The following is a 20,679-nucleotide window of genomic DNA, read 5'->3' as shown; positions in this document are numbered from 1 at the left end:
CCTCGCGCCCTTCTGCAGCGGATTCTTTCTTGAATGATATTCAAAATGCTGAACAGCGTCTACACTTCCAGTGATGGGTGTCTCACGAGGGGAAGCAGGAACGATGACCGACGACGCGACGACGCGGGGCGAGCCCGGAGGCGGGGACGGCAGGGTCCGGGTGGCCGTAGGCTCCTGGGTCGACGAGGAGCTGTGCCGCCTCATCGAGGAGTCCGAGCCGCGCGCGGAGGTGCTGCGGCGTCAGGACCTCTACCGGCCGATGCGCTTCCCGGCCGACCACGGCGGGGACCCGGCCTTCGAGCGGTCCGAGCGGCAGCAGCGCGAGTTCGAGGAGCTCGTGGACTCCGCCGACGTCCTCTACGGCATCCCCGACACCGACCCCGCCCAGCTGCGCCGCACCGTGCGCGCCAACCCGCGCCTGAGGTGGGTCCAGACGATGGCGGCCGGGGGCGGCGCGCAGCTGAAGGCCGCGGGGCTGGACCGGGAGGAGCTGGACCGCGTCGTCGTCACCACCTCGGCCGGCATCCACGGCGAGCCGCTCGCCGAGTTCGCCCTGTTCGGGGTCCTCGCCGGCGCCAAGGGGCTGCCGCGGCTCGAGCGGGACCGGGCGGAGCGGAACTGGCCGCAGCGGCGCTGGCTCATGTCCCAGCTGTCCGAGATGACGGTCCTGATCCTCGGGATGGGCGGGATCGGCCGGGCCGCCGCGGCCAAGTTCTCCGCCCTGGGGGCGCGCGTCTGGGGCGCCTCCCGGAGCGGCCGCCCCGCCGAGCACGTCGAGGCCATGGTCCCGCTGGAGGACCTCGCGCGGGTGGCGGGCGAGGTCGACGCCCTGGTCGTCACGCTGCCCGGGACCGAGAGCACCGAGGGCCTGGTCGGCGCCGAGCTGCTCGGGGCGCTGCGCCCGGGTGCGGTCCTGGTCAACGTAGGGCGCGGCACGGTGGTGGACGAGCCGGCGCTGGTGCGCGCGCTGGAGGCGGGCTCGGTGGGATTCGCCGCCCTCGACGTCACGGCCCGCGAGCCGCTGCCCCAGGACAGCCCCCTCTGGAACCATCCGCAGGTGCTGATCAGCCCCCACAACGCGGCGCTCAGCGAGCACGAGCCGCGGCGGATCACGGAGCTGTTCATCGAGAACCTGCGGGCCTTCATCGACGGCGGCCGGCTGCGCAACGTGGTGGACACCGTTGAGTTCTACTAGGCCGGAGAGCACGACGACGGCGTCGAGGCCGGGAAGCGCGCCGACGCCGCCGGAGAGCGCGACGACGCCGGCCGCCGCGCCCGCGCCGTCGGGCGGGGGAGCCCCGGCCGTGGGGCGCGCGGCGCAGTTGCTCGCCCTGCTCGCGGCCTCCCCCGGCCGGGAGGTGCCGCTGCACGAGCTGGCCGCGGGCCTGGGCGCCGCGAAGTCCTCGACGCTCGCGGTCTGCGTCGCCCTCGAGGAGGCCCACCTGATCGGCCGGCGCCCGAACGGCTACCGCCTAGGCCGCGCCGTCCTGGACCTGGCCGGCGCCTACCTCTCCGGCTTCGACCAGCTGCGCTCCTTCTACGACCTGTGCGGCGACTCGCCCTCGCTCGCCCGGGAGGTCGTGCAGATCGCGATCCTGGACGGCTCCGACGTCATCTACCTGGCCCGTCACGAGGGCCGGGCGCCGTTCCGCTTCTCCGCCGGCGTCGGCTCCCGCTTCCCGGCGGCGTCGACCGCGGTGGGCCAGGCCCTGCTGTCCGAGCTCGACGACGCCGAGGTCGCCGCCCGCTGCGCGGATCCCTCGGCCTTCCCCCGCCTCACGCCGCACTCGGTCCAGGACGCGCCCCACCTGCTGGCGTCCCTGCAGCGGGCGCGCGGGCGCGGGTACGCGATCGACCAGGAGGGCGTGCACCCGGGGATCGTCGGGATCGCCGTGCCCCTCGCGCCGTGGAACCCGGCCGACGCGCCGATGGCCGTCGGCGCCTCGATCCTCGCCTCCGAGGCGACGCCGGAGCGCATCCGCGAGGTGGGCGAGGCGCTCCTCACCCTGGTCTCGTCTCTGACCAACACCCTGCGCAGCCCCCGTGACGAGGGCCGATGATCCCGCTCGTGCCGCATTCGTGCCGCCCTACGTTCACTCTGTTGAACGGCGTTCCCCTTCTTGTTACGTTGTGCTCACCCGCACGTGACGCCTATCACTTCGAGTTCGTGCGGTCCACACCGCCATCGAGGAGAGGGGCGCGCGATGAACGCCGTCAGCAGCACCGAACGGGACCGGCCGGAGGAGCGCCCCCCGGGGCGGGAGCGCACCGGGCAGCTGCGCCGGGCCACCCTGGCCTCGAGCGTCGGCAGCGCCCTGGAGTACTACGACTTCGCCCTCTACGGCCTGGCCTCGGCGCTGATCTTCTCCCGGCTCTTCTTCCCCTCGCTGGACCCGGCCACCGGGCTGATCTCGAGCTTCGCGGTCTACGGCGTCGGGTTCCTGGCGCGGCCCCTGGGCGGGCTGTTCTTCGGCGTCATGGGGGACAGGATCGGCCGCAAGGCGGTCCTGGTGGTCACGATCCTGCTGATGGGCGGGTCCTCGACCCTGATCGGGGCCCTGCCCACCTACGAGCAGGCGGGACTGCTCGCCCCGTGCCTGCTGGTGCTGATGCGCCTGGCGCAGGGGTTCGGGGCCGGTGCCGAGCAGGCGGGGGCCACGGTGCTCATGAGCGAGGTGGCCCCGGCCCGGCGCCGCGGCTTCTTCGCCGCGCTGCCCTTCATCGGCATCCAGGGCGGGACGCTGCTCGCCGCGGTGGTCTTCGCCGGGCTGGGCGCCCTGCCGGAGGAGACGCTGCTGGGGTGGGCGTGGCGGGTGCCGTTCCTCTCCAGCGTCGTGCTCATCGTGGTGGCGGTGTACATCCGCGCCCGGCTGCGGGAGACCCCGGCCTTCGCGGAGCTCGCTGCGCGGGACGAGGTGGCGCGCCAGCCGCTGCGCGAGCTGTTCACGCGCTCGGGCCGGCTGGTGCTGCAGGGCGTGGGTCTGCGGATGGCGGAGAACGGGGGCTCCTACCTCTTCCAGGGCCTCGCGGTCGCCTACGCGACGGGGACCGTGGCCCAGGACCCGTGGGTGGGCTCGCTCGCCGTGGCCGTGGGCTCGCTGATCGGGCTGGTCTCGGTGCCGCTGACGGGCGCACTGTCCGACCGCGTGGGCCGCGTTCCGGTCTACCGGGCCGGGGCGCTGATCCTGGCCGCCGGGGCGGTCCCGGCCTGGTGGCTGCTCTCGCTCGGGATCCCGGCCGTGACCATCGCGGTCATCGCGCTGGGGATCGGCGTCGCGGTCAACACGATGCTCGGGCCGCAGTGCGCGCTGCTGCCGAGGCTGTTCGGCAACCGCAGCCGCTACCTGGGCGTCGCGATGTCCCGGGAGGTCTCCGCGGTGCTGGCCGGCGGGCTGGCCGGCGTCGTGGGCGCGAGCCTGATCAAGGCCTTCGACGGCTCGTGGATCCCCCTGGCCGCCTACACGCTGCTGCTCGCGCTGATCACGCTCGCCACGACGTTCCGCGTCCCCGAGACCCGGGGCCGGGACCTGACGGTGCTCGACGACGCCCGCGCCGCGAGCGCCCCGACCGCCGAGGCCGCGCCCCGCACCCAGCCCACCGACACACCCTAGAGAACACAGGAGACCGTCCATGACCATCTTCGACCTGACCGGCCGGACGGCGCTGGTCACCGGATCGAGCCGGGGCATCGGCCGCGGGCTCGCCACGGCGCTGGCCGAGGCGGGCGCGCGCGTCGTCGTCCACGGCCGCACGCCCGAGACCGCCCGCTCCACGGCCCGGGAGATCGCCGAGGCCACGGGCGCGACGACGCTCGGCCTGGCCTTCGACGTCACCGACGAGGGCCAGGTGGGCGCGGGCATCGCCGAGCTCGAGGAGCGCTGGGGCACCCCGGACATCCTCGTCAACAACGCCGGCATGCAGAAGCGCGCCCCCATCCACGAGTTCAGCGTGGCCGACTGGGAGCAGCTGCTGGCCACCAACCTGACCAGCGCCTTCCTGATCTCCCGGGCCGTGGCACCGGGGATGACGGCGCGCGGGTCGGGGAAGATCATCAGCATCGGCTCGGTGCAGTCGCGGCTGGCCCGGCCGGGCATCGCGCCGTACTGCGCGACCAAGGGCGGCGTCGTCATGCTGTCCCAGGGCCTGTGCGCGGACCTCAGCCCGCACGGCGTCCAGGTCAACGCGATCGCCCCCGGGTACTTCGCGACCGAGCTGACCCGGCCGCTCGTGGAGGACGAGGAGTTCAGCGCGTGGGTGACCTCCCGCACGCCGGCCGGCCGCTGGGGGCAGCTCGAGGACCTGTCCGGGGCCGTCGTGTTCCTGGCCAGCTCCGCGAGCGACTTCATCACCGGGCAGACCCTGTACGTGGACGGAGGGATGACCAGTGTCGTCTGAGAACCGAGAGAACCTGACCACCCGGGCCCTGCGGGCCGTCCCGGAGGAGGGCGGCGGGCAGCGGCTCGAGCTCGCCGAGATCGAGCTCCCGCCGCGCCGGCCCGACCAGGCCCTGATCCGGGTCGCCTACGGCGGGGTCTGCGGGACCGACCTGCACTACTGGCTGCACGGGGCGGCCGGCGCCTCGATCCTGCGCCACCCGATGACCCTGGGGCACGAGGTCGTGGGGACCGTGGAGGAGGCCGCCGCCGACGGCTCCGGGCCGGCCGCGGGCACGCCCGTCGCGGTCCACCCCGCGACCCCCGGGGACGACGGCAGGACCCGCTACCCGGCGGAGCGGCCCAACCTCTCGCCGCGCTGCACCTACCTCGGCTCCGCCGCCCACGACCCGCACACCGAGGGGGCCTTCAGCCGCCTGGCGGTGCTGGAGACGCGGATGCTGCGCCCGCTGCCCGAGGGACTCGGCCTGCGCGAGGCGGCGCTGGCCGAGCCCGCCGGCGTCGCGCTGCACGCGGTCTCCCGGGCGGGGGACCTGCGGGGCCGGGAGGTGCTGGTGATTGGGTGCGGACCCATCGGGTCGCTCATCATCGCCGCGGCCGCCCGGGCGGGCGCGGCCCGCATCACCGCCGTCGACCTGCACGAGAGCGCGCTGGAGCGGGCCCGGGAGCTCGGCGCGGAGGGCACGCTGCACCGGCCCGACGCCGCGGAGATCGCCGAGGTCCAGGCGGACGTGGTCTTCGAGTCCAGCGGGAGCTGGCAGGGGACCGACTCCGCGCTGCGGGGCGCCGCGCGGGGCGGGCGCGTGCTCATGGTGGGCCTGCTGCCCCCGGGCCAGCAGCCGGTGGACCTCTCGATCGCGATCGCGCGCGAGCTGGAGCTGCTCGGCTGCTTCCGGTTCAACGACGAGATCGACGAGGCGCTGGCCGCGCTCGCGGACGGCTCGCTGCGCACCGGGCCGATCGTCTCCCACGTGATGGACCTCGACGACGCCCGGGAGGCCTTCGAGACGGCCCGCCGCGCCGAGGACTCCTGCAAGGTCCTGCTACGCTTCTGACGACTCGAGCGGGGAGGGGGCCACACGGCATGGAGGACGTGCGGATCGAGAGGGTGCTGCGCGCGGTGGAGTGCATCCCGGAGGGCCGCGCGGCGACCTACGGGACGCTGGGGCGGATCTGCGGGGAGAGCCCGCGCACCGTCGGCCGCGTGCTCTCCCTGTGGGGCTCCAACGTCGCCTGGTGGCGCGTGGTCAACGCCGGGGGAGCGATCCCCGGGCACGCGGCGGAGGCGGAGCCGCACTGGCGGCGGGAGGGGCTGCTCGCGGCCGGGCCCGACGCCGCCGGGCCGAGTGGCGTTGCCGGGCCGGGCGGGGCCTCCGGATCGGGCCGGGCGTCCGGTTCCGCCCGCACGGGCCGGGCGGGCACCGGGCCCGTGGTGGAGCTGCGCCGGGTCGCCGCGGACGAGGCGGAGCTGCGCCGGCGCTGGGAGGCGGCGGTCGCGGACCTCGCCGACTGAGGGCCCGCCCGGCCCCGGTGAGATCGCCCACGGACCCCGCGCCGCCCGCCCGGGCGTGTGAGACAATCGCCCGGTGACGACCTCGACCACCCCCGCCCAGCTGTCCCTGCCGCCCCTGCGCCTCGGCCCCCTCACCGTCGACGTGCCGGTGGTCCTCGCCCCCATGGCGGGCGTGACCAACAAGGCCTTCCGCCGGCTGTGCCGCGAGTACGGCGGGGGACTGTACGTGACCGAGATGGTCACCGCCCGCGCGCTGGTCGAGCGCCGCCCGGAGTCGCTGCGCATCATCGACCACGACCCGGACGAGCGGATCCGCTCGATCCAGATCTACGGCGTCGACGCCGTCAACGTCGGCAAGGCCGTGCGGATGGTCGCGGAGGAGGGCCGCGCGGACCACATCGACCTGAACTTCGGCTGCCCCGTCCCCAAGGTCACCAAGAACGGCGGCGGCTCGGCCCTGCCGTGGAAGACGGACCTGTTCGAGGCCATCGTGGGCACCGCCGTGCGGGAGGCCGCGCGCGCGGACATCCCGGTCACGGTCAAGATGCGCAAGGGCATCGACGACGAGCACATCACCTTCCTCGACGCGGCCAAGACCGCGCGGGACCACGGGGTGGCCGCGATCGCCCTGCACGGGCGCACCGCGGCCCAGCACTACTCCGGTCAGGCCGACTGGGACGCGATCGCCGAGCTGCGCGAGGCGATCCCGGACGTGCCGGTCCTCGGCAACGGCGACATCTGGTCCGCGGAGGACGCGGCCCGGATGGTCGAGCAGACCGGGGTCGACGGCGTCGTGATCGGCCGCGGCTGCCAGGGCCGGCCGTGGCTGTTCGGGGACCTGCAGGCCGCGTTCGAGGGGCGCGCGGACCGCTTCCGCCCCGGCGTCGCCCGCGTGGCCGAGATCATCTACCGGCACGCGGAGATGCTCGTGGAGACCTTCGGCGACGAGCACCGCGGCGTCCGCGAGATCCGCAAGCACATCGCCTGGTACTTCAAGGGCTACCCCGTGGGCGGCGAGCTGCGCGCCCGCATGGCCCAGGTCCCGGACCTGGCCACCTTCCGCGAGCTGCTCGGCGAGCTGGACCTCAGCCTGCCGTACCCCGGGGCCGCGGTGGAGGGCCCGCGCGGCCGCGCCGGCTCGCCCAAGCGCCCGCACCTCCCGCAGGGCTGGCTGGACTCCCGGACCATCGACGACGCCGAGCGCCTCGGCCTCGTCGACGCCGAGCTGGACATCTCCGGGGGCTGAGCCGGGGGCGGCCCCGCGCCCCGCGTCGTCGTCCTCCGCCGTCCACAGGCGGGCGAGAAGCGCGGCATCCCGCGGGATCCGCGATACTGTGAGGCTCAGTCCACCGACGTCTCACGTGAGGTACCTTCGCCCCATGGCCTTCCCCTCCGCGCTGAGCCTCCCCGGTTACTCCGCGGAGGACACCGAGCGCCGCCTGCCCGAGCACCACAAGAACCTCTACCGCAGCCACTTCGAGCGGGACCGCGCCCGCGTGCTCCACTCCTCGGCCCTGCGCCGGCTCGGCTTCAAGACCCAGGTGGTCTCCCCGACGTCGGACGACTTCACCCGCACCCGCCTGACCCACTCGCTCGAGGTGGCCCAGGTGGGCCGCGAGGTCGGCCGCATGCTGGGCTGCGACCCGGATCTGGTCGACGCCGCCTGCCTCTCGCACGACCTCGGCCACCCGCCCTTCGGCCACAACGGGGAGAGCGCGCTCGACGCCATCGGGTCCCCGGCCGGGGGCTTCGAGGGCAACGCCCAGACCCTGCGCCTGCTCAGCCGGCTCGAGCCCAAGCTGATCCTGCCCGACGGCGGCTCGGCGGGCCTCAACTTGACCCGCGCCGCGCTGGACGCCGCGTGCAAGTACCCGTGGTCGCGCGAGGACGCCCCCGAGCGCGAGGGCGTCAGGACCCGCAAGTTCGGCGTCTACGCCGACGACCTCCCGGTCTTCGACTGGTTCCGCGAGGGTGCCCCGGACGGGCAGAAGTGCCTCGAGGCGCAGGTCATGGACCTGGCGGACGACATCTCCTACTCGGTCCACGACGTCGAGGACGCGGTGTTCGGCGGCCACGTGCAGCTCGGCTGGGTCGCCGACGCCCGGGCCCGGGACCGCGTGATCCAGTGGGCCCGCCGCTGGTACATGCCCGAGACCTCGCCGGACGAGCTCGACGCCGCCCTGACCCGCCTCGAGCGCCTCGCGGAGTGGCTGCCGGAGATGACCGGGACCCGGGCCTCGATGGCGGCGCTCAAGGCGCTGACGAGCCAGCTGATCGGCCGCTTCTCCGGTGCCGCGCTCGAGGCCACGCGCGCCCGCTACGGGGAGGGCCCGCTGACCCGCTACGCGGCCCGGCTGCGGATCCCGCGTGAGACCGAGACCGAGATCGCCGTGATGAAGGGCATCGCCACGGCCTTCGTGATGGCCGTGCGGGACCAGGAGCCGCTGCACGCCAACCAGCGGGAGATGCTCACGGTCCTGGTCGAGGCCCTGCTGGAGACCGACGGGCAGTTCCTCGACCCGGTCTTCGCCGAGGACTGGAGCCTGATCGACCGGAACGACGACGCCGCCCGCCTGCGGCTCGTGATCGACCAGGTCGCCTCGCTGACCGACAGCTCGGCGGTGCGGCTGCACGACCGCATCACCGGCCTGAACTGGAGGACGGGCGACAAGCCCCTGTGGTGATCGGCCCCCGGCCGCTTGCCCGGCCGGATACCATGGAGGGGTGGCAGGACTGATACGACGCGAAGACATCGACGAGGTGCGCTCACGCACCGACATCCGGGAGATCGTCGAGGGCTACGTGACGCTGAAGTCCGCCGGCATCGGCTCCTACAAGGGCCTGTGCCCCTTCCACGACGAGCGCACGCCCTCCTTCCACATCCGCCCGCAGATGGGCACCTACCACTGCTTCGGCTGCGGGGAGTCGGGCGACGCCATCGCGTTCGTCATGGCAATGGACCACACCGGCTTCAGCGAGACGGTGGAGCGGCTCGCCGCCCGGGTGGGCTACGAGCTGCGCTACGAGCAGGGCTCCGGGCCCAGCCGCGAGGAGAAGGGCCGCCGGCAGCGGCTCATCGACGCCCACAAGATCGCTCAGGAGTTCTTCGAGCGCAACCTCTACACCCGCGGCGCCGCCGAGGCGCAGAAGTTCCTCGGCGGGCGCGGCTTCGACGGCCAGGCGGCCCAGCGCTTCGGCGTCGGCTTCGCCCCGCAGGGCTGGTCGAACCTGCTCAAGCACCTGCGGGACCGGGGGTTCACCGAGGAGGAGCTCCAGGCCACGGGCATGTTCTCCGAGGGCAGGCGCGGCCTCTACGACAGGTTCCGCGGCCGCCTCATGTGGCCCATCCGGAACATCACGGGGGAGACCATCGGCTTCGGCGCGCGCAAGCTCTTCGAGGACGACCAGGGCCCCAAGTACCTCAACACCCCCGAGACGCAGCTCTACCGGAAGTCCCAGGTGCTCTACGGCATCGACCTCGCCAAGCGGAAGATCGCGCAGGGCAAGCAGCTGGTCGTCGTCGAGGGGTACACCGACGTCATGGCGGCGCACCTGGCGGGCATCGAGACGGCGGTGGCCACGTGCGGCACCGCCTTCGGCGCGGAGCACATCAAGATCGTGCGCCGCCTGCTGGGCGACGACGGCTCGGGCGGCGAGGTCATCTTCACCTTCGACGGCGACGAGGCGGGTCAGAAGGCCGCGCTGCACGCCTTCCAGGAGGACCAGCGCTTCACCGCCCAGACCTACGTGTGCGTGGCGCCGGATAACATGGACCCGTGCGACCTGCGGCTCCGCCGGGGCGACAAGGCGGTGCGCGACCTCCTGCAGGCCAAGCGCCCGCTCTTCGAGTTCGCGATCCAGGTGACGCTCAAGGACTACGACCTGCACTCGCTCGAGGGCCGGGTGCGGGGCATGCGGGCCGTGGCCCCCATGATCGCCTCGATCCGGGACCGCGCCCTGCGGCCCGCCTACGCCCGGCGCGTGGCGGGGTGGCTGGGGATGGACCCGCTGGAGGTCGAGCGCGCGGTGGCGGTGGCTGGGTCCGCGCCGCCCCCGGAGCCGCGGGAGCGCCCGGAGGCCCGGCGGCCGGAGCGCGACGACGCCCCCCGCCCGGAGATCGAGGCCCCGGACCCCCGGGACCCGGCGGCCCGGATGGAGCGGGAGGCGCTCGAGGTCCTGGTGCAGACCCCGCAGCTGATCGACGACTCGCAGTGGACGGTCCTGGCCTCGGCCAGGACGCGCTACCGCATGCACCGCGAGCTGCTGAACGGCGTGCTCGCCGCGCACGCCCGGGTCGAGGCCCGGCCGGGCGGGGAGTGGGTCAACACCATCCGGGCCCACGCCCACGAGGCGACCCACGGGCTGCTGGCCCAGCTCACAGTGGCGCCGCTGCCGGCGTCGAGCCCCGAGCAGCTCGGCCGGTACGCCGCCGCCATCCTGAACCGGCTCCTGGGGCAGGAGCTGGTGGCGCAGAAGGCGGACAAGATGGCCGAGCTCAACCGGCTGGACCCGGCGACCGACCGGGACGCGTGGCAGTCGGTCCAGCAGGAGCTGATGCGCCTGGAGATGCGCCGCCGGGAGCTCTTCGAGGCTCAGTGAGCCGAGGGACCGCCGGGCGGCCCGGGTGGCGAGGGTCACGCGCGGATGGTTTTGCGCCGTCCGGCGGGACCGGGTAGAGTCTCATGATGTTGCGAACGGGGAGCCGTTCGCGGCAGCGATCCCCCGTAGCTCAATTGGCAGAGCATTCGACTGTTAATCGAAGGGTTACTGGTTCGAGTCCAGTCGGGGGAGCCACTCACGAGGGCCCGTTCAGCAATGCTGACCGGGCCCTTTTCGCATCCTCCCGGCGCCCCTCCCCACCGGGCCCGACGGACGGAACCGCTCGCCGTCGCTCCCGGGAATGACAACGCCCCGCAGCACCAGGGGCGCTGCGGGGCGACGGAAGGTTGTTTCTGACCCACGGCAGACGTCAATGGGGGGCCGATCTGCCATGGGCATGTCGGACCCTCACCGACTCCGCCAGCCTATCCCGACGGACGGCCCGGCGAAAGCCCGGCGGAACCGGCGCGGGACACGGCCTCCCGGCCGGGCACGATGATAGGTTGTGGAGGAATAACACCATCTTCACGAGGAGGCGCGATGTCTCACGCACCCGGACCGGCGGAACCCGGAACCACCTCCCGGCCCCGCTCATACCGCAGCGGAATCGGCACCCTCAAGAACGGGGCGACCCAGCTGCTGGGAATCTCCAAGGTCGCCACCCGCCTGGGCCCCAAGCAGATCAAGGACGAGCTCCAGATCGCCAAGCTGGAGATGAAGGACAAGGGGGTCAAGCTCGGCATCGGCGCCGCGTTCGTGGTGGCCGGCCTGGTCTTCCTCCTGCTCGCCGTCATCGCCCTGGTGGTGGCCGCCGTCGCCGGGCTGTCCAAGGTCATGGAGGCCTGGCTCGCGGCACTGCTGATCGCCGTCCTGTTCCTGGTCATCCTGGCGGTGCTCGCGCTGATCGGGCTCCTGAAGATCAAGGCCCAGCTGCCGCTCAAGCCCGAGTCCGCGATCTTCGGCCTGCTCTACGACGTCGGCGTCGCCAAGGAGGGCTCGGACTACACGGCCACCCGCGTGCGTCGCGAGATGCGCGAGAAGCAGGAGGCGAAGCAGCGGGAGAAGGACGAGGAGAGCCGGCGCCGCCGGGCCGGGGAGGCCCCCGAGGTGCCCCAGCCGAGCCAGGACCAGCTCGAGCAGCGCACCAAGGCCCGCCGCGACCACCTCAAGTCCCTGCGCGACGACCTGGGCCAGCAGGCCCGGACCATCCGCTCGACCGCCACGGGCCTGGTCGGCAAGACCAAGCACGACGCGCGCTCCGCCCCGGACCGCGCCCGCTCGGCCGCCAGCGGCTTCGCCTCCAACGCCCAGGACCCCGAGGCCCTGCGCCTGCGCTGGAAGCCGCTCGCGGTGCTCGCGGTGTCGCTGGGCACCGCGGCGGTCTTCCTCGCGCGGCTGCTCAAGCGCCGCTGAGGGAGCCCGTCCCCGCACGACGACGCCCGGTCGCCTCGCCCCGCGCGAGCCGGCCGGGCGTCGTCGTGTCCGGGGGTGGGACGGGCGGGGCGGCCCGGTAGAATGACGCGCGAGGCCCGCGGCCTCCGCACGGACCGTTCCCGACGAATGACAGCGAGAATGCAGAAGAAGCCCCTGAGAATCCTCATCGGTGCGGACACCTACCCGCCGGACATCAACGGAGCCGCCCAGTTCGGGCACCGCCTGGCCGTGGGCATGCGGGACCGGGGGCACGAGGTGCACGTGGTCGCCGCCCGCACGGGCTCGGGCCCCTCCTACGAGGTGGAGATCGACGGGATCAGGGAGCACCGCCTGCGGTCCCACCACCCGCCGACGCACCCCTACTTCCGGCTCTGCTTCCCGTGGGAGGTGCAGCGCCGGGTCGACGCGATCCTCGACCGGGTGAAGCCCGACGCCGTGCACATCCAGTGCCACTACATCGTGGGTCGCATGCTGGCCCGCTCCTGCCGCAGGCGCGGCATCCGGCTCGTGGCGACCAACCACTTCATGCCGGAGAACCTCGACCCGTTCCTGCCCTTCCCGGAGTGGTTCCTGCGCGGCTTCGCCAAGCTGTCATGGAAGGACATGGAGCGGATCCTCGGCCGCGCGCAGTACATCACGACGCCGACGCCCATCGGCGCGCGCGCGATGCACGAGCACGGTTTCGGCCGCCACGTCGAGCCGGTCTCCAATGGCATCGACTCCGCCGCCTACGAGCCGAGGCCGGGGGAGCGGCCCGAGCGCGCCGATCACCCGGTGGTGCTCTTCACGGGCCGGCTGGCGGTCGAGAAGAACATCGACGTCCTGATCCGCGCGGTGGCCAGGCTCCCCGAGTCCCACGGCGTGCGGCTGCGGGTGGCCGGCTCCGGCGAGATCGAGCCGGCCCTGCGGTCGGCGGCCCGCGAGGCCGGGGTGGAGGACCGGGTGCACTTCCTCGGCTACGTCAGCGACGAGCAGCTGCGCCGGGAGTACCTCGCGGCGGACGTCTTCTGCCAGCCGGGCACGGCGGAGCTGCAGTCGCTGGTCACCCTCGAAGCGATGTCCGCCTCCAAGCCGGTGGTCCTGGCCGACGCCCTCGCGCTGCCCCACCTGGTGCACGAGGGCGTGAACGGCCACCTGTTCCGGCCGGGCGACGACGCGGACCTCGCCGAGAAGCTCGCCTCCGTGCTGGGCCGGTCCTGCGAGGAGCGGCGGCGGATGGGCCGGGCGAGCCGGGAGATCGTGAGCCACCACTCGGCGGCGAAGACCTGGGACACCTTCGAGGCGATGTACCGGGGCGAGTACCCCGTCGGGCCCGGCCGGGCCTAGGGGCCGCACCGGCTCTGCGACGAGTGGGACGCGTCCCGCGCCGGTGGGCGACCGGTGGAGTGCTGCCCGTGCCGGTGCGGTAAGGTGGGATGCCGGTCGGTCCGGCCGACCGTGGGGGGTTAGCTCAGCTGGTCAGAGCAGAGGACTCATAATCCTTGGGTCGCGGGTTCAAGCCCCGCACCCCCTACCCCAGGCCCCCGGGCCGCAGCCTCACGGCGCGGCGCGGGGGCTCTTCTCATCCGAAAGTCGTACATTAGTAAGTCGTTCACTCGACTTCCGGGTAACTTTTAGTTCCGTTCGCTCAATTACCGTGCAGTTCTCCCACAAATGCCATTTCATTAGGAAAAACGTCATTTGCTTTCCACGGGGTATTGGAAATACTGACAAGTTAGCGCACCGTTGTGAAACTCAGAAGTGTACTGGTGCGTAGTGGATACATGACAGGACATTTCACGGAGTCATCCCCCAAAAGTTGCAGGCTTCCTCATTCTTTAGTTTTGAACTAAGCTGTGGATTTAAATTCACACGGCCCATCGTGAGAGGCATCTCCAACGAGGTGGATGTCCCGGGCCGCCTGCAGTGGAAGGGAACGTCATGAACAGAATGACTCGGCATCACCGGGAGCAGCTGCGCCGCAAGATCCTCGACAGCTCGCGCGAGCTCTTCGTCACGCAGGGCTGCTACGGCGCCACCATGGACGACGTCGCCGTCGTGAGCGGTCTCTCCAAGCCGGCGCTCTATCGCCACTTCGACAGCAAGGACGAGCTGTGCATCGTCGTGGTCGAGGAGTGCTCGGAGTTCGTCGAGTCGCTGTTCTCGCCCGCGCTGTTCACCGGCCTGACGCTGGAGGAGCGGGTCTCCCGGATGATCGCCCTGTTCATCGGGCTCGCGGTGGACCACCCTCACACCTACGCCATCGTCTTCGAGTCCGACATGGGGCACATCCCCGACGTCGCCGACCGCCTGCACGAGCTGCGTGACACCCTGCTGCAGTCGCTGACGGTGGGCGCGGACGAGGACCTGGCGCCCGAGGCCGCGGAGGAGTTCGCGCTGCGGGCCGAGATGATGCTCGCCGCGGTCATCCCGCTGTCCAAGCGGATCGGCGTCGAGTCCGTCCCCCTGAAGCGCGACAACCTGCAGAAGGTGCTCTTCGAGACCATGTGGGGCGGGCTGCGCTCGGCGGCCTGACCCGCGCCTTCCCGACCCATTCCGCCGCGGGCGGGGCGTTCGCGTCCCGCCCGCGGCGGCGTCATGAGCACGGACGGGGGCAGCCCCCTCACGAAGGTCAGCGGGTTGACGTAGCGGTCGCCCTCGCGCACGCCCCAGTGCAGGCAGGTGCCGCACGGCCGGTGGGGGAGGTCGGGATCCCGGCGCGCGATCTGCTCGCCGCGCGCGACCGGCCGCCCCCGCGGCAGCTGCTCCACGACCGGCTCGAAGCTGATGCGCAGGCCCCCGCGCGTGGTCACCGTGACGATCCCGCGGTCCACGACCCGCCCCGAGAAGGTCACGGTCCCCTCGGCGGGCGAGAGGACCGCCTGACCGGGCGACGCCGCGAGGTCGACCCCGCGGTGCCCGGGCAGCCAGTTCCGGATCGGCGGGTCGTAGGCGCCCACCACGGCCGGCCTCGGGTCCAGTGGCCAGGACCACGGTGCGGCGTCCCGTCGGGCCGCGGGGCTCATCGGCACGGGGGCCGGGGAGTCAAAACCCGCCGGCACGGGGGGCGGAGAGCCGGCACCCGCGGGCACGGAGGTCGGAGGGCCGGGGCTCGCCGGGGTGGAAACCTGCGGGCCGAGGCTCATCGGTGCGGAGGCCGGCGGGCCGAGCTGGGCGAGCGCCGGGCCGCAGGCCAGCAGCGCGGTGCAGAGGAGCGCGAGGAGGGTCATGCCCCCATCAGACACGACCCCGCCCGGCGTCGCCCCCGCGCCGGCTCCCCGTGCCGGGGCCCTGTGGAGGAGCCGTGTCGAAGGCGACCCTCGGGCGGGGCGGTGGACGGCGGGGCGGTGCTGTATAGTTGACGCGGCAGTGGTCGCCGTGTGCCCACTGACTTCGCGTGGTTCGCGCGCGGGGACGAGGTCCTGCATCGCAGGGGCGCGTCGCCGCGGGGATGACCACCGGTCCGTTCCGACTCGCGCGGGACGGTGACGGTCGTCCAGGAGCCGGGTTCCGCCCCTCTTCCGTGCGCCGCCAGGCCCGACGCGAGCATCCCGTGAGCGTCGGGGAGAACAACCGATAACTACGAGAGCGGTGCGTGACCCTAAGGAACATGGGGCGTGCCGCACCTAAGGAGACGACTTTGCCCGTCGTAACTATGCGCCAGCTGCTCGACTCGGGTGTCCACTTCGGTCACCAGACCCGCCGCTGGAACCCGAAGATGAAGCGTTACATCTTCACCGAGCGCAACGGCATCTACATCGTGGACCTGCAGCAGTCGCTGCAGTTCATCGACCGCGCCTTCGAGGCCGTCAAGGCCACCGTCGCCCACGGCGGCACCATCCTGTTCGTAGGCACCAAGAAGCAGGCCCAGGAGACCATCGCCGAGCAGGCGACCCGCGTCAACATGCCCTACGTCAACCACCGTTGGCTCGGCGGCATGCTCACCAACTTCGCCACCGTCTCCAAGCGGATCGACCGCATGAAGGAGCTCGAGCAGGTCGACTTCGACGACGTCGCCGCCTCGCAGTACACCAAGAAGGAACTGCTGCTGCTGCGCCGCGAGTACGAGAAGCTGGAGAAGACCCTCGGCGGCATCCGCAACCTCACCAAGGCGCCGTCCCTGGTGTGGGTCGTGGACACCAACAAGGAGCACCTGGCGGTCGACGAGGCCAAGAAGCTGGGCATCCCGGTCGTGGCCATCCTCGACACCAACTGCGACCCGGACGAGGTCAACTTCCCGATCCCGGGCAACGACGATGCGATCCGCTCCGTCAACCTGCTGACCCGCGTCGTCGCCGACGCCGTGGCCGCCGGCCTCATGGAGCGCAACAGCAAGCAGTCGGGCCAGGGTAACTCCGCCGAGGAGCCCATGGCCGAGTGGGAGAAGGAGCTGCTCGAGCAGCACCAGGCCCAGCAGTCCGCCGCGTCGGAGACCGTGAACCCGGCTCCCGAGGCCGCGGCCGCCGAGTCCGAGACCGCCCAGGCCGAGACCGTCGAGCCCGAGCCGGTGGAGACCGTCGAGCAGGGTGAGACCGTCCAGCAGGGCGGGACCTCCAACTAGGACTGAGCAGCGGATCCCGCGGATCCGCGACAGCCTGTGACGGGGCCGGGCCGCACCGGCCCGGCCCCGTTTTTCACACCGTGATCATCACGTAACCGCAAAGGAGTTCATATGGCGAACTACACCGCAGCCGACATCAAGGCCCTGCGCGAGCGCACCGGCGCCGGCATGCTCGACGTCAAGAAGGCCCTCGACGAGGCCGACGGCGACCAGCAGAAGGCCATGGAGATCATCCGCGTCAAGGGCCTGAAGGGCGTCACCAAGCGCGAGGGCCGCGCCACCGCCGAGGGCCTCGTCGCCGCTCGCGTGGAGAACGGCGTCGGCTACCTGGTCGAGGTCAACTCGGAGACCGACTTCGTCGCCAAGTCCGCCCCCTTCATCGAGTTCGGCAACTCCGTGCTCGAGGCCGCCGTCGCCGGCGAGGCCGGCACCCTGGAGGACCTCCTCAAGGCCACCTCCAACGGCAAGACCGTCGAGGAGCAGGTCACCGAGGCCGGCGCCCTGCTGGGCGAGAAGGTCGTCGTGCGCCGCGTGGCCCGCGTCGAGGGCCAGAACGTGGCCGTCTACCTGCACAAGACCTCCAAGGACCTCCCGGCCCAGGTCGGCGTCCTGCTGGCCGTCGACGGCGAGGGCACCGACGAGGTCGCCCACGACGTCGCCGTGCACATCGCCGCGATGTCCCCGAAGTTCCTCGACGACAGCTCGATCCCGGCCGACCAGGTCGAGTCCGAGCGCCGCATCGCCGAGGAGACCGCCCGGTCCGAGGGCAAGCCCGAGAAGATCATCCCGCAGATCGTCGAGGGTCGCCTCAAGGGCTTCTTCAAGGAGAACACCCTGCTGGACCAGGACTTCGCCAAGGACTCCAAGAAGTCCGTGGGCCAGGTCCTCGAGGAGTCGGGGGCCCAGGCCACCGAGTTCGTGCGCTTCCGCGTCGGCAGCTGATCGAGCGTCCGCGCTCCGAGGGGGCGCCCACCGCGTGTGGGCGCCCCCTCTCTGCGTATGCTGACCCGGGGGAGGCGCACGACGCCGTCCCGAGCAGCGCACACTCCGCAAGAGCAAGTACAGGGCCGGAAGCGGCCCGGGAGGAAACATGTCTGAGAATTCCGCGATCCCCAGTCCTCATCCGCGGCGGCGCCGCGTCCTGCTGAAGCTCTCCGGCGAGGTCTTCGGCGGCGGCAAGGTCGGCATCGACACCTCCGTGGTGCGCCAGATCGCCGTGCAGATCGCCTCGACCGTGGGCCAGGCCGAGACCGCCGTCGTCGTCGGCGGCGGCAACTTCTTCCGCGGGGCGGAGCTCTCCGGCGCGGGTCTGGACCGCTCGCGGGCCGACTACATGGGCATGCTGGGCACGGTGATGAACTCGCTCGCGCTGCAGGACATCCTCGAGCAGGAGGGCGTGGACACCCGCGTCCAGTCGGCCATCGAGATGGCCCAGGTCGCCGAGAACTACATCCCCCGCCGCGCCATCCGGCACATGGAGAAGGACCGCGTGGTCATCTTCGGCGCCGGCGCCGGCCTGCCCTACTTCTCGACCGACACCGTCGCGGCCCAGCGCGCGCTCGAGGTCCACGCCGAGGAGGTCCTCGTGGCCAAGAACGGCGTCGACGGCGTCTACACCGCGGACCCCAAGCTGGACCCCACCGCCGAGCGCCTGCACCACCTGACCTACGACGAGGCGCTGCGCCGGGACATCCGCGTGATGGACCAGACCGCGTTCAGCCTCTGCAAGGACAACAACGTGACCATGCGCGTGTTCGGCATGCAGGGCGAGGGCAACGTCACCCGGGCCATCCTCGGCGAGGAGATCGGGACCCGGGTCACCGCCTGAGGCGCGGTGGCCGCCGTGTCGTCGCGTCCCCGCGGCGGTCGGTAGACTTTCACGAGAGAAGCACGGCCTCGACGTCGCCGGAGCCTGCCCCGCGCGGGCCCCGGACCCCGGCGTCGAGGCCTCCCCGCGCCGCCGAGGCGGCGGCGCACCACCATCGAGGAGATCGCAGTGATCGAAGATTCCCTGTCCGAAGCCCGCACCAAGATGGGCAAGGCCGTCGAGACGGCCAAGAACGACTTCGCGGCCGTCCGCACGGGCCGGGCCAACCCCTCCCTGTTCTCGAACGTGCTCGTGGAGTACTACGGGACCCCGACGCCGCTGCAGCAGCTGGCCTCGTTCCAGAACCCCGAGGCGCGCACGCTCCTCATCACGCCCTACGACAAGTCCTCGCTGGGCGACATCGAGAAGGCGCTGCGCAACTCCGACCTCGGGGCCAACCCGGCCAACGACGGCAACGTCATCCGCATCGTCATGCCCGAGCTGACCGAGGAGCGCCGCCGCGAGTACGTGCGCCTCGTCTCCGGCAAGGCCGAGGACGCCCGCGTCTCGGTGCGCAACATCCGCCGCACCGCCAAGGGCGAGATCGAGAAGGCCGTCAAGGACGGCGACGCCGGCGAGGACGAGGGCACCCGCGGCGAGAAGGAGCTCGACGCCACGACCAAGAAGCACATCGACCAGATCGACGAGCTGCTCAAGCGCAAGGAAGCCGAGCTGCTCGAGGTCTAGTCCATGACTGAATCATCAGAGCGCCCCGCCCCGTCCGAGGGATCCCGCAAGCGGACCCCGCGGGCGGGGCGGGATCTGCCCGCGGCGATCGGCGTCGGGGCCGTGCTCGTCGGCCTGCTGGTCGTCGGGCTCTTCTTCGTGCCCCTGGTGGTCGTGGCGCTGGCCGCGGTGGCCGCCGGCGTCGGGACCTGGGAGATCGGGCAGTCGCTCAACAAGAAGCGGAAGATGCGGGTCCCGCTGATCCCCGCCGTGGCCACCGGCGCGATGTTCCCGTTCGCCGCGTTCTACGGCGGCAGCGAGTCGCTCGTCTACGCGGTGCTGGGCTCGATCATCGTGGTGATCCTCTGGCGCGCCCTGGGCCGCCGGGACGGCATGCTGCTGTCCATCATGGGATCCATCTTCACGATGCTGTGGGTCCCCTTCATGCTCGCGCTGGCGGTCCTGCTCTTCCGCCAGGACGACGGCGCGGCCCGGGTGTTCACGATCGTGCTCATGGCGATCGGCAACGACACCTGGGGCTACATCGCCGGCGTCCTGTGGGGCAAGCACCCCATGGCTCCCCGCATCAGTCCCAAGAAGACCTGGGAGGGCATGGCCGGGTCGCTGATCGGCTCGATCGTGGTCGGCGTGCTGTGCGCGGTCCTGCTCCTGGGCGAGGCCTGGTGGGTCGGCGTCGTGCTCGCGGTGCTGCTCGTGATCGCCTCGACGGCCGGGGACCTGTCCGAGTCCATGATCAAGCGCGAGATCGGGATCAAGGACATGAGCAACATCCTGCCCGGCCACGGCGGGGTCATGGACCGGCTCGACTCCATCGTCTTCGCGATCGCCGCGGGCTACGTCGTCTTCGTGGCCCTCGGCTGACCCCGGCCGCACCCCGTCCCTAGGAGGCCCCATGCCCAGCACCGACGATCCCCGCGGCGGCCGCGCCGAGCGGCCCGAGCCGTCCGAGCCGCTCGAGCGGACTGCGGAGCCCGGGCGGACCGCCGGGCCCGAGCCGAGCATCACCGCGACCCAGGAGCTCGACAGCATCCGCCGCGTCCCCGCCCGGACGCGCGGCTACGCGGCGGCGCAGGTGGAGTCCTTCGTGCGCGAGTGCGAGGAGGGCCTGCGGGCGGCCGAGGCCGGGCGGGAGCCGGGGATCTCCTCGGCCGGGGTGCGGGCGGCGTCGTTCGCCCCGGAGGACGGCGGGTACGACGCCGCCGACGTCGACTCGGTGCTCGACTCCTACGAGGACCGCCTCGCGCGCGCCGAGTGCGCCCGCTTCGCGGCCGAGCACGGGCGCCCGCGCTGCGCGCCCGGGCCGAGGACCTGGCCGAGCTGGTCACCGGCCGCCTGCGCCGGGAGCCGGGGGAGCGCTTCCGCCGCCCGGCGCGGCATCGGACCCTGGGGTACCTCGCCGGGGACGTGGACCGGCTGTGCGAGGAGCTGCTGGTCCACTTCCGCACCGCCGAGCGGGTGCACCCGCGCCCGCTGCGCGACGCGGCCTTCCGCGTGGCCAACGGCCGCGCCGCCTACGACGAGGCCCAGGTGGACGCCTTCATGTCCCGAGTGGGCGAGCTGATCCAGACTTTGCGCTGGTCAGACGCGTATTCGGCGGAAGGTCGCTAGACCCGCCGGCCACGCCGTCCGCCTCCTAGTTGTGATG

General features: G+C 72.4%; 18 protein-coding genes, 2 tRNA genes and 1 pseudogene. 20 read left to right on the top strand and 1 reads right to left on the bottom strand.

The window, feature by feature from the left end; translation table 11 throughout:
• Window positions 1-103 precede the first annotated feature (103 nt).
• From NBM05_RS03380 to NBM05_RS03315, 14 genes are all read left to right on the top strand, one after another.
• Window positions 104-1,195 (top strand): D-2-hydroxyacid dehydrogenase, encoded by a 1,092-nt coding sequence (locus NBM05_RS03380; RefSeq protein WP_254165120.1) that lies wholly within the window; start codon window positions 104-106, stop codon window positions 1,193-1,195.
• 109 nt (window positions 1,196-1,304) lie between these two features.
• Window positions 1,305-2,060 carry an IclR family transcriptional regulator gene (locus tag NBM05_RS03375; protein WP_254165118.1) on the top strand — a complete coding sequence of 252 codons (756 nt, stop codon included), beginning with the start codon at window positions 1,305-1,307 and terminating at the stop codon, window positions 2,058-2,060.
• A 144-nt stretch (window positions 2,061-2,204) separates the two neighbouring features.
• A complete protein-coding gene (locus tag NBM05_RS03370; protein WP_254165116.1) occupies window positions 2,205-3,611 on the top strand; it encodes an MFS transporter in 1,407 nt (468 codons plus the stop codon).
• 19 nt (window positions 3,612-3,630) lie between these two features.
• Window positions 3,631-4,395 carry a glucose 1-dehydrogenase gene (locus NBM05_RS03365; RefSeq protein ID WP_254165114.1) on the top strand — a complete coding sequence of 255 codons (765 nt, stop codon included), beginning with the start codon at window positions 3,631-3,633 and terminating at the stop codon, window positions 4,393-4,395.
• Complete coding sequence (locus NBM05_RS03360) at window positions 4,385-5,449, top strand: zinc-binding dehydrogenase (RefSeq protein WP_373689270.1); 1,065 nt, start codon at window positions 4,385-4,387, stop codon at window positions 5,447-5,449. Before NBM05_RS03365 ends, NBM05_RS03360 begins: the two co-directional genes overlap by 11 nt.
• A gap of 29 nt (window positions 5,450-5,478) precedes the next feature.
• Window positions 5,479-5,907, top strand: coding sequence for an MGMT family protein (locus tag NBM05_RS03355; RefSeq protein WP_302183655.1), 429 nt, complete (start codon window positions 5,479-5,481; stop codon window positions 5,905-5,907).
• 73 nt (window positions 5,908-5,980) lie between these two features.
• Window positions 5,981-7,153 carry a tRNA dihydrouridine synthase DusB gene (gene dusB, locus NBM05_RS03350; protein ID WP_254165110.1) on the top strand — a complete coding sequence of 391 codons (1,173 nt, stop codon included), beginning with the start codon at window positions 5,981-5,983 and terminating at the stop codon, window positions 7,151-7,153.
• A gap of 133 nt (window positions 7,154-7,286) precedes the next feature.
• Window positions 7,287-8,591 carry a deoxyguanosinetriphosphate triphosphohydrolase gene (locus NBM05_RS03345; protein ID WP_254165108.1) on the top strand — a complete coding sequence of 435 codons (1,305 nt, stop codon included), beginning with the start codon at window positions 7,287-7,289 and terminating at the stop codon, window positions 8,589-8,591.
• A 40-nt stretch (window positions 8,592-8,631) separates the two neighbouring features.
• Window positions 8,632-10,506 carry a DNA primase gene (dnaG, locus tag NBM05_RS03340; protein WP_254165106.1) on the top strand — a complete coding sequence of 625 codons (1,875 nt, stop codon included), beginning with the start codon at window positions 8,632-8,634 and terminating at the stop codon, window positions 10,504-10,506.
• A 119-nt stretch (window positions 10,507-10,625) separates the two neighbouring features.
• A tRNA-Asn gene (locus NBM05_RS03335) sits at window positions 10,626-10,701 on the top strand.
• A gap of 345 nt (window positions 10,702-11,046) precedes the next feature.
• Window positions 11,047-11,919 carry a phage holin family protein gene (locus tag NBM05_RS03330; RefSeq protein WP_254165104.1) on the top strand — a complete coding sequence of 291 codons (873 nt, stop codon included), beginning with the start codon at window positions 11,047-11,049 and terminating at the stop codon, window positions 11,917-11,919.
• A gap of 147 nt (window positions 11,920-12,066) precedes the next feature.
• Entirely contained in the window at window positions 12,067-13,266 is a 1,200-nt protein-coding gene (locus NBM05_RS03325; RefSeq protein WP_373689269.1) for a glycosyltransferase, read from the top strand.
• A gap of 113 nt (window positions 13,267-13,379) precedes the next feature.
• Window positions 13,380-13,453: transfer RNA gene (locus tag NBM05_RS03320), tRNA-Met, on the top strand.
• A gap of 407 nt (window positions 13,454-13,860) precedes the next feature.
• On the top strand, window positions 13,861-14,454 hold the full coding sequence (locus tag NBM05_RS03315; protein ID WP_254165101.1) for a TetR/AcrR family transcriptional regulator: 594 nt from the start codon (window positions 13,861-13,863) through the stop codon (window positions 14,452-14,454).
• A 113-nt stretch (window positions 14,455-14,567) separates the two neighbouring features.
• On the opposite strand, the pseudogene NBM05_RS03310 reads toward NBM05_RS03315, so the two are convergent.
• Window positions 14,568-14,945: pseudogene (locus NBM05_RS03310) on the bottom strand (M23 family metallopeptidase); the annotation flags it as partial.
• 614 nt (window positions 14,946-15,559) lie between these two features.
• On the opposite strand from NBM05_RS03310, the gene rpsB reads away from it, so the two are divergent.
• From rpsB to NBM05_RS03280, 6 genes are all read left to right on the top strand, one after another.
• Entirely contained in the window at window positions 15,560-16,480 is a 921-nt protein-coding gene (rpsB, locus tag NBM05_RS03305; protein ID WP_254165100.1) for a 30S ribosomal protein S2, read from the top strand.
• Between the two features lie 111 nt (window positions 16,481-16,591).
• Window positions 16,592-17,422, top strand: coding sequence for a translation elongation factor Ts (tsf, locus tag NBM05_RS03300; protein ID WP_254165099.1), 831 nt, complete (start codon window positions 16,592-16,594; stop codon window positions 17,420-17,422).
• A gap of 148 nt (window positions 17,423-17,570) precedes the next feature.
• Window positions 17,571-18,308 carry a UMP kinase gene (pyrH, locus tag NBM05_RS03295; RefSeq protein WP_254165098.1) on the top strand — a complete coding sequence of 246 codons (738 nt, stop codon included), beginning with the start codon at window positions 17,571-17,573 and terminating at the stop codon, window positions 18,306-18,308.
• A gap of 168 nt (window positions 18,309-18,476) precedes the next feature.
• Window positions 18,477-19,034, top strand: a complete 558-nt coding sequence (frr, locus tag NBM05_RS03290) for a ribosome recycling factor (RefSeq protein WP_254165097.1) — start codon at window positions 18,477-18,479, stop codon at window positions 19,032-19,034.
• Between the two features lie 3 nt (window positions 19,035-19,037).
• Window positions 19,038-19,895 carry a phosphatidate cytidylyltransferase gene (locus NBM05_RS03285; protein WP_254165096.1) on the top strand — a complete coding sequence of 286 codons (858 nt, stop codon included), beginning with the start codon at window positions 19,038-19,040 and terminating at the stop codon, window positions 19,893-19,895.
• A gap of 390 nt (window positions 19,896-20,285) precedes the next feature.
• The gene (locus NBM05_RS03280; RefSeq protein WP_254165094.1) at window positions 20,286-20,642 is read left to right on the top strand and encodes a hypothetical protein; all 357 of its coding nucleotides are present in this window, start codon (window positions 20,286-20,288) and stop codon (window positions 20,640-20,642) included.
• Window positions 20,643-20,679 lie beyond the last annotated feature (37 nt).

This window comes from Rothia santali (assembly GCF_024199905.1).
GTDB classification, from domain to species: domain Bacteria; phylum Actinomycetota; class Actinomycetes; order Actinomycetales; family Micrococcaceae; genus Rothia; species Rothia santali.
This window is presented reverse-complemented; position numbering and strand designations above follow the sequence as displayed.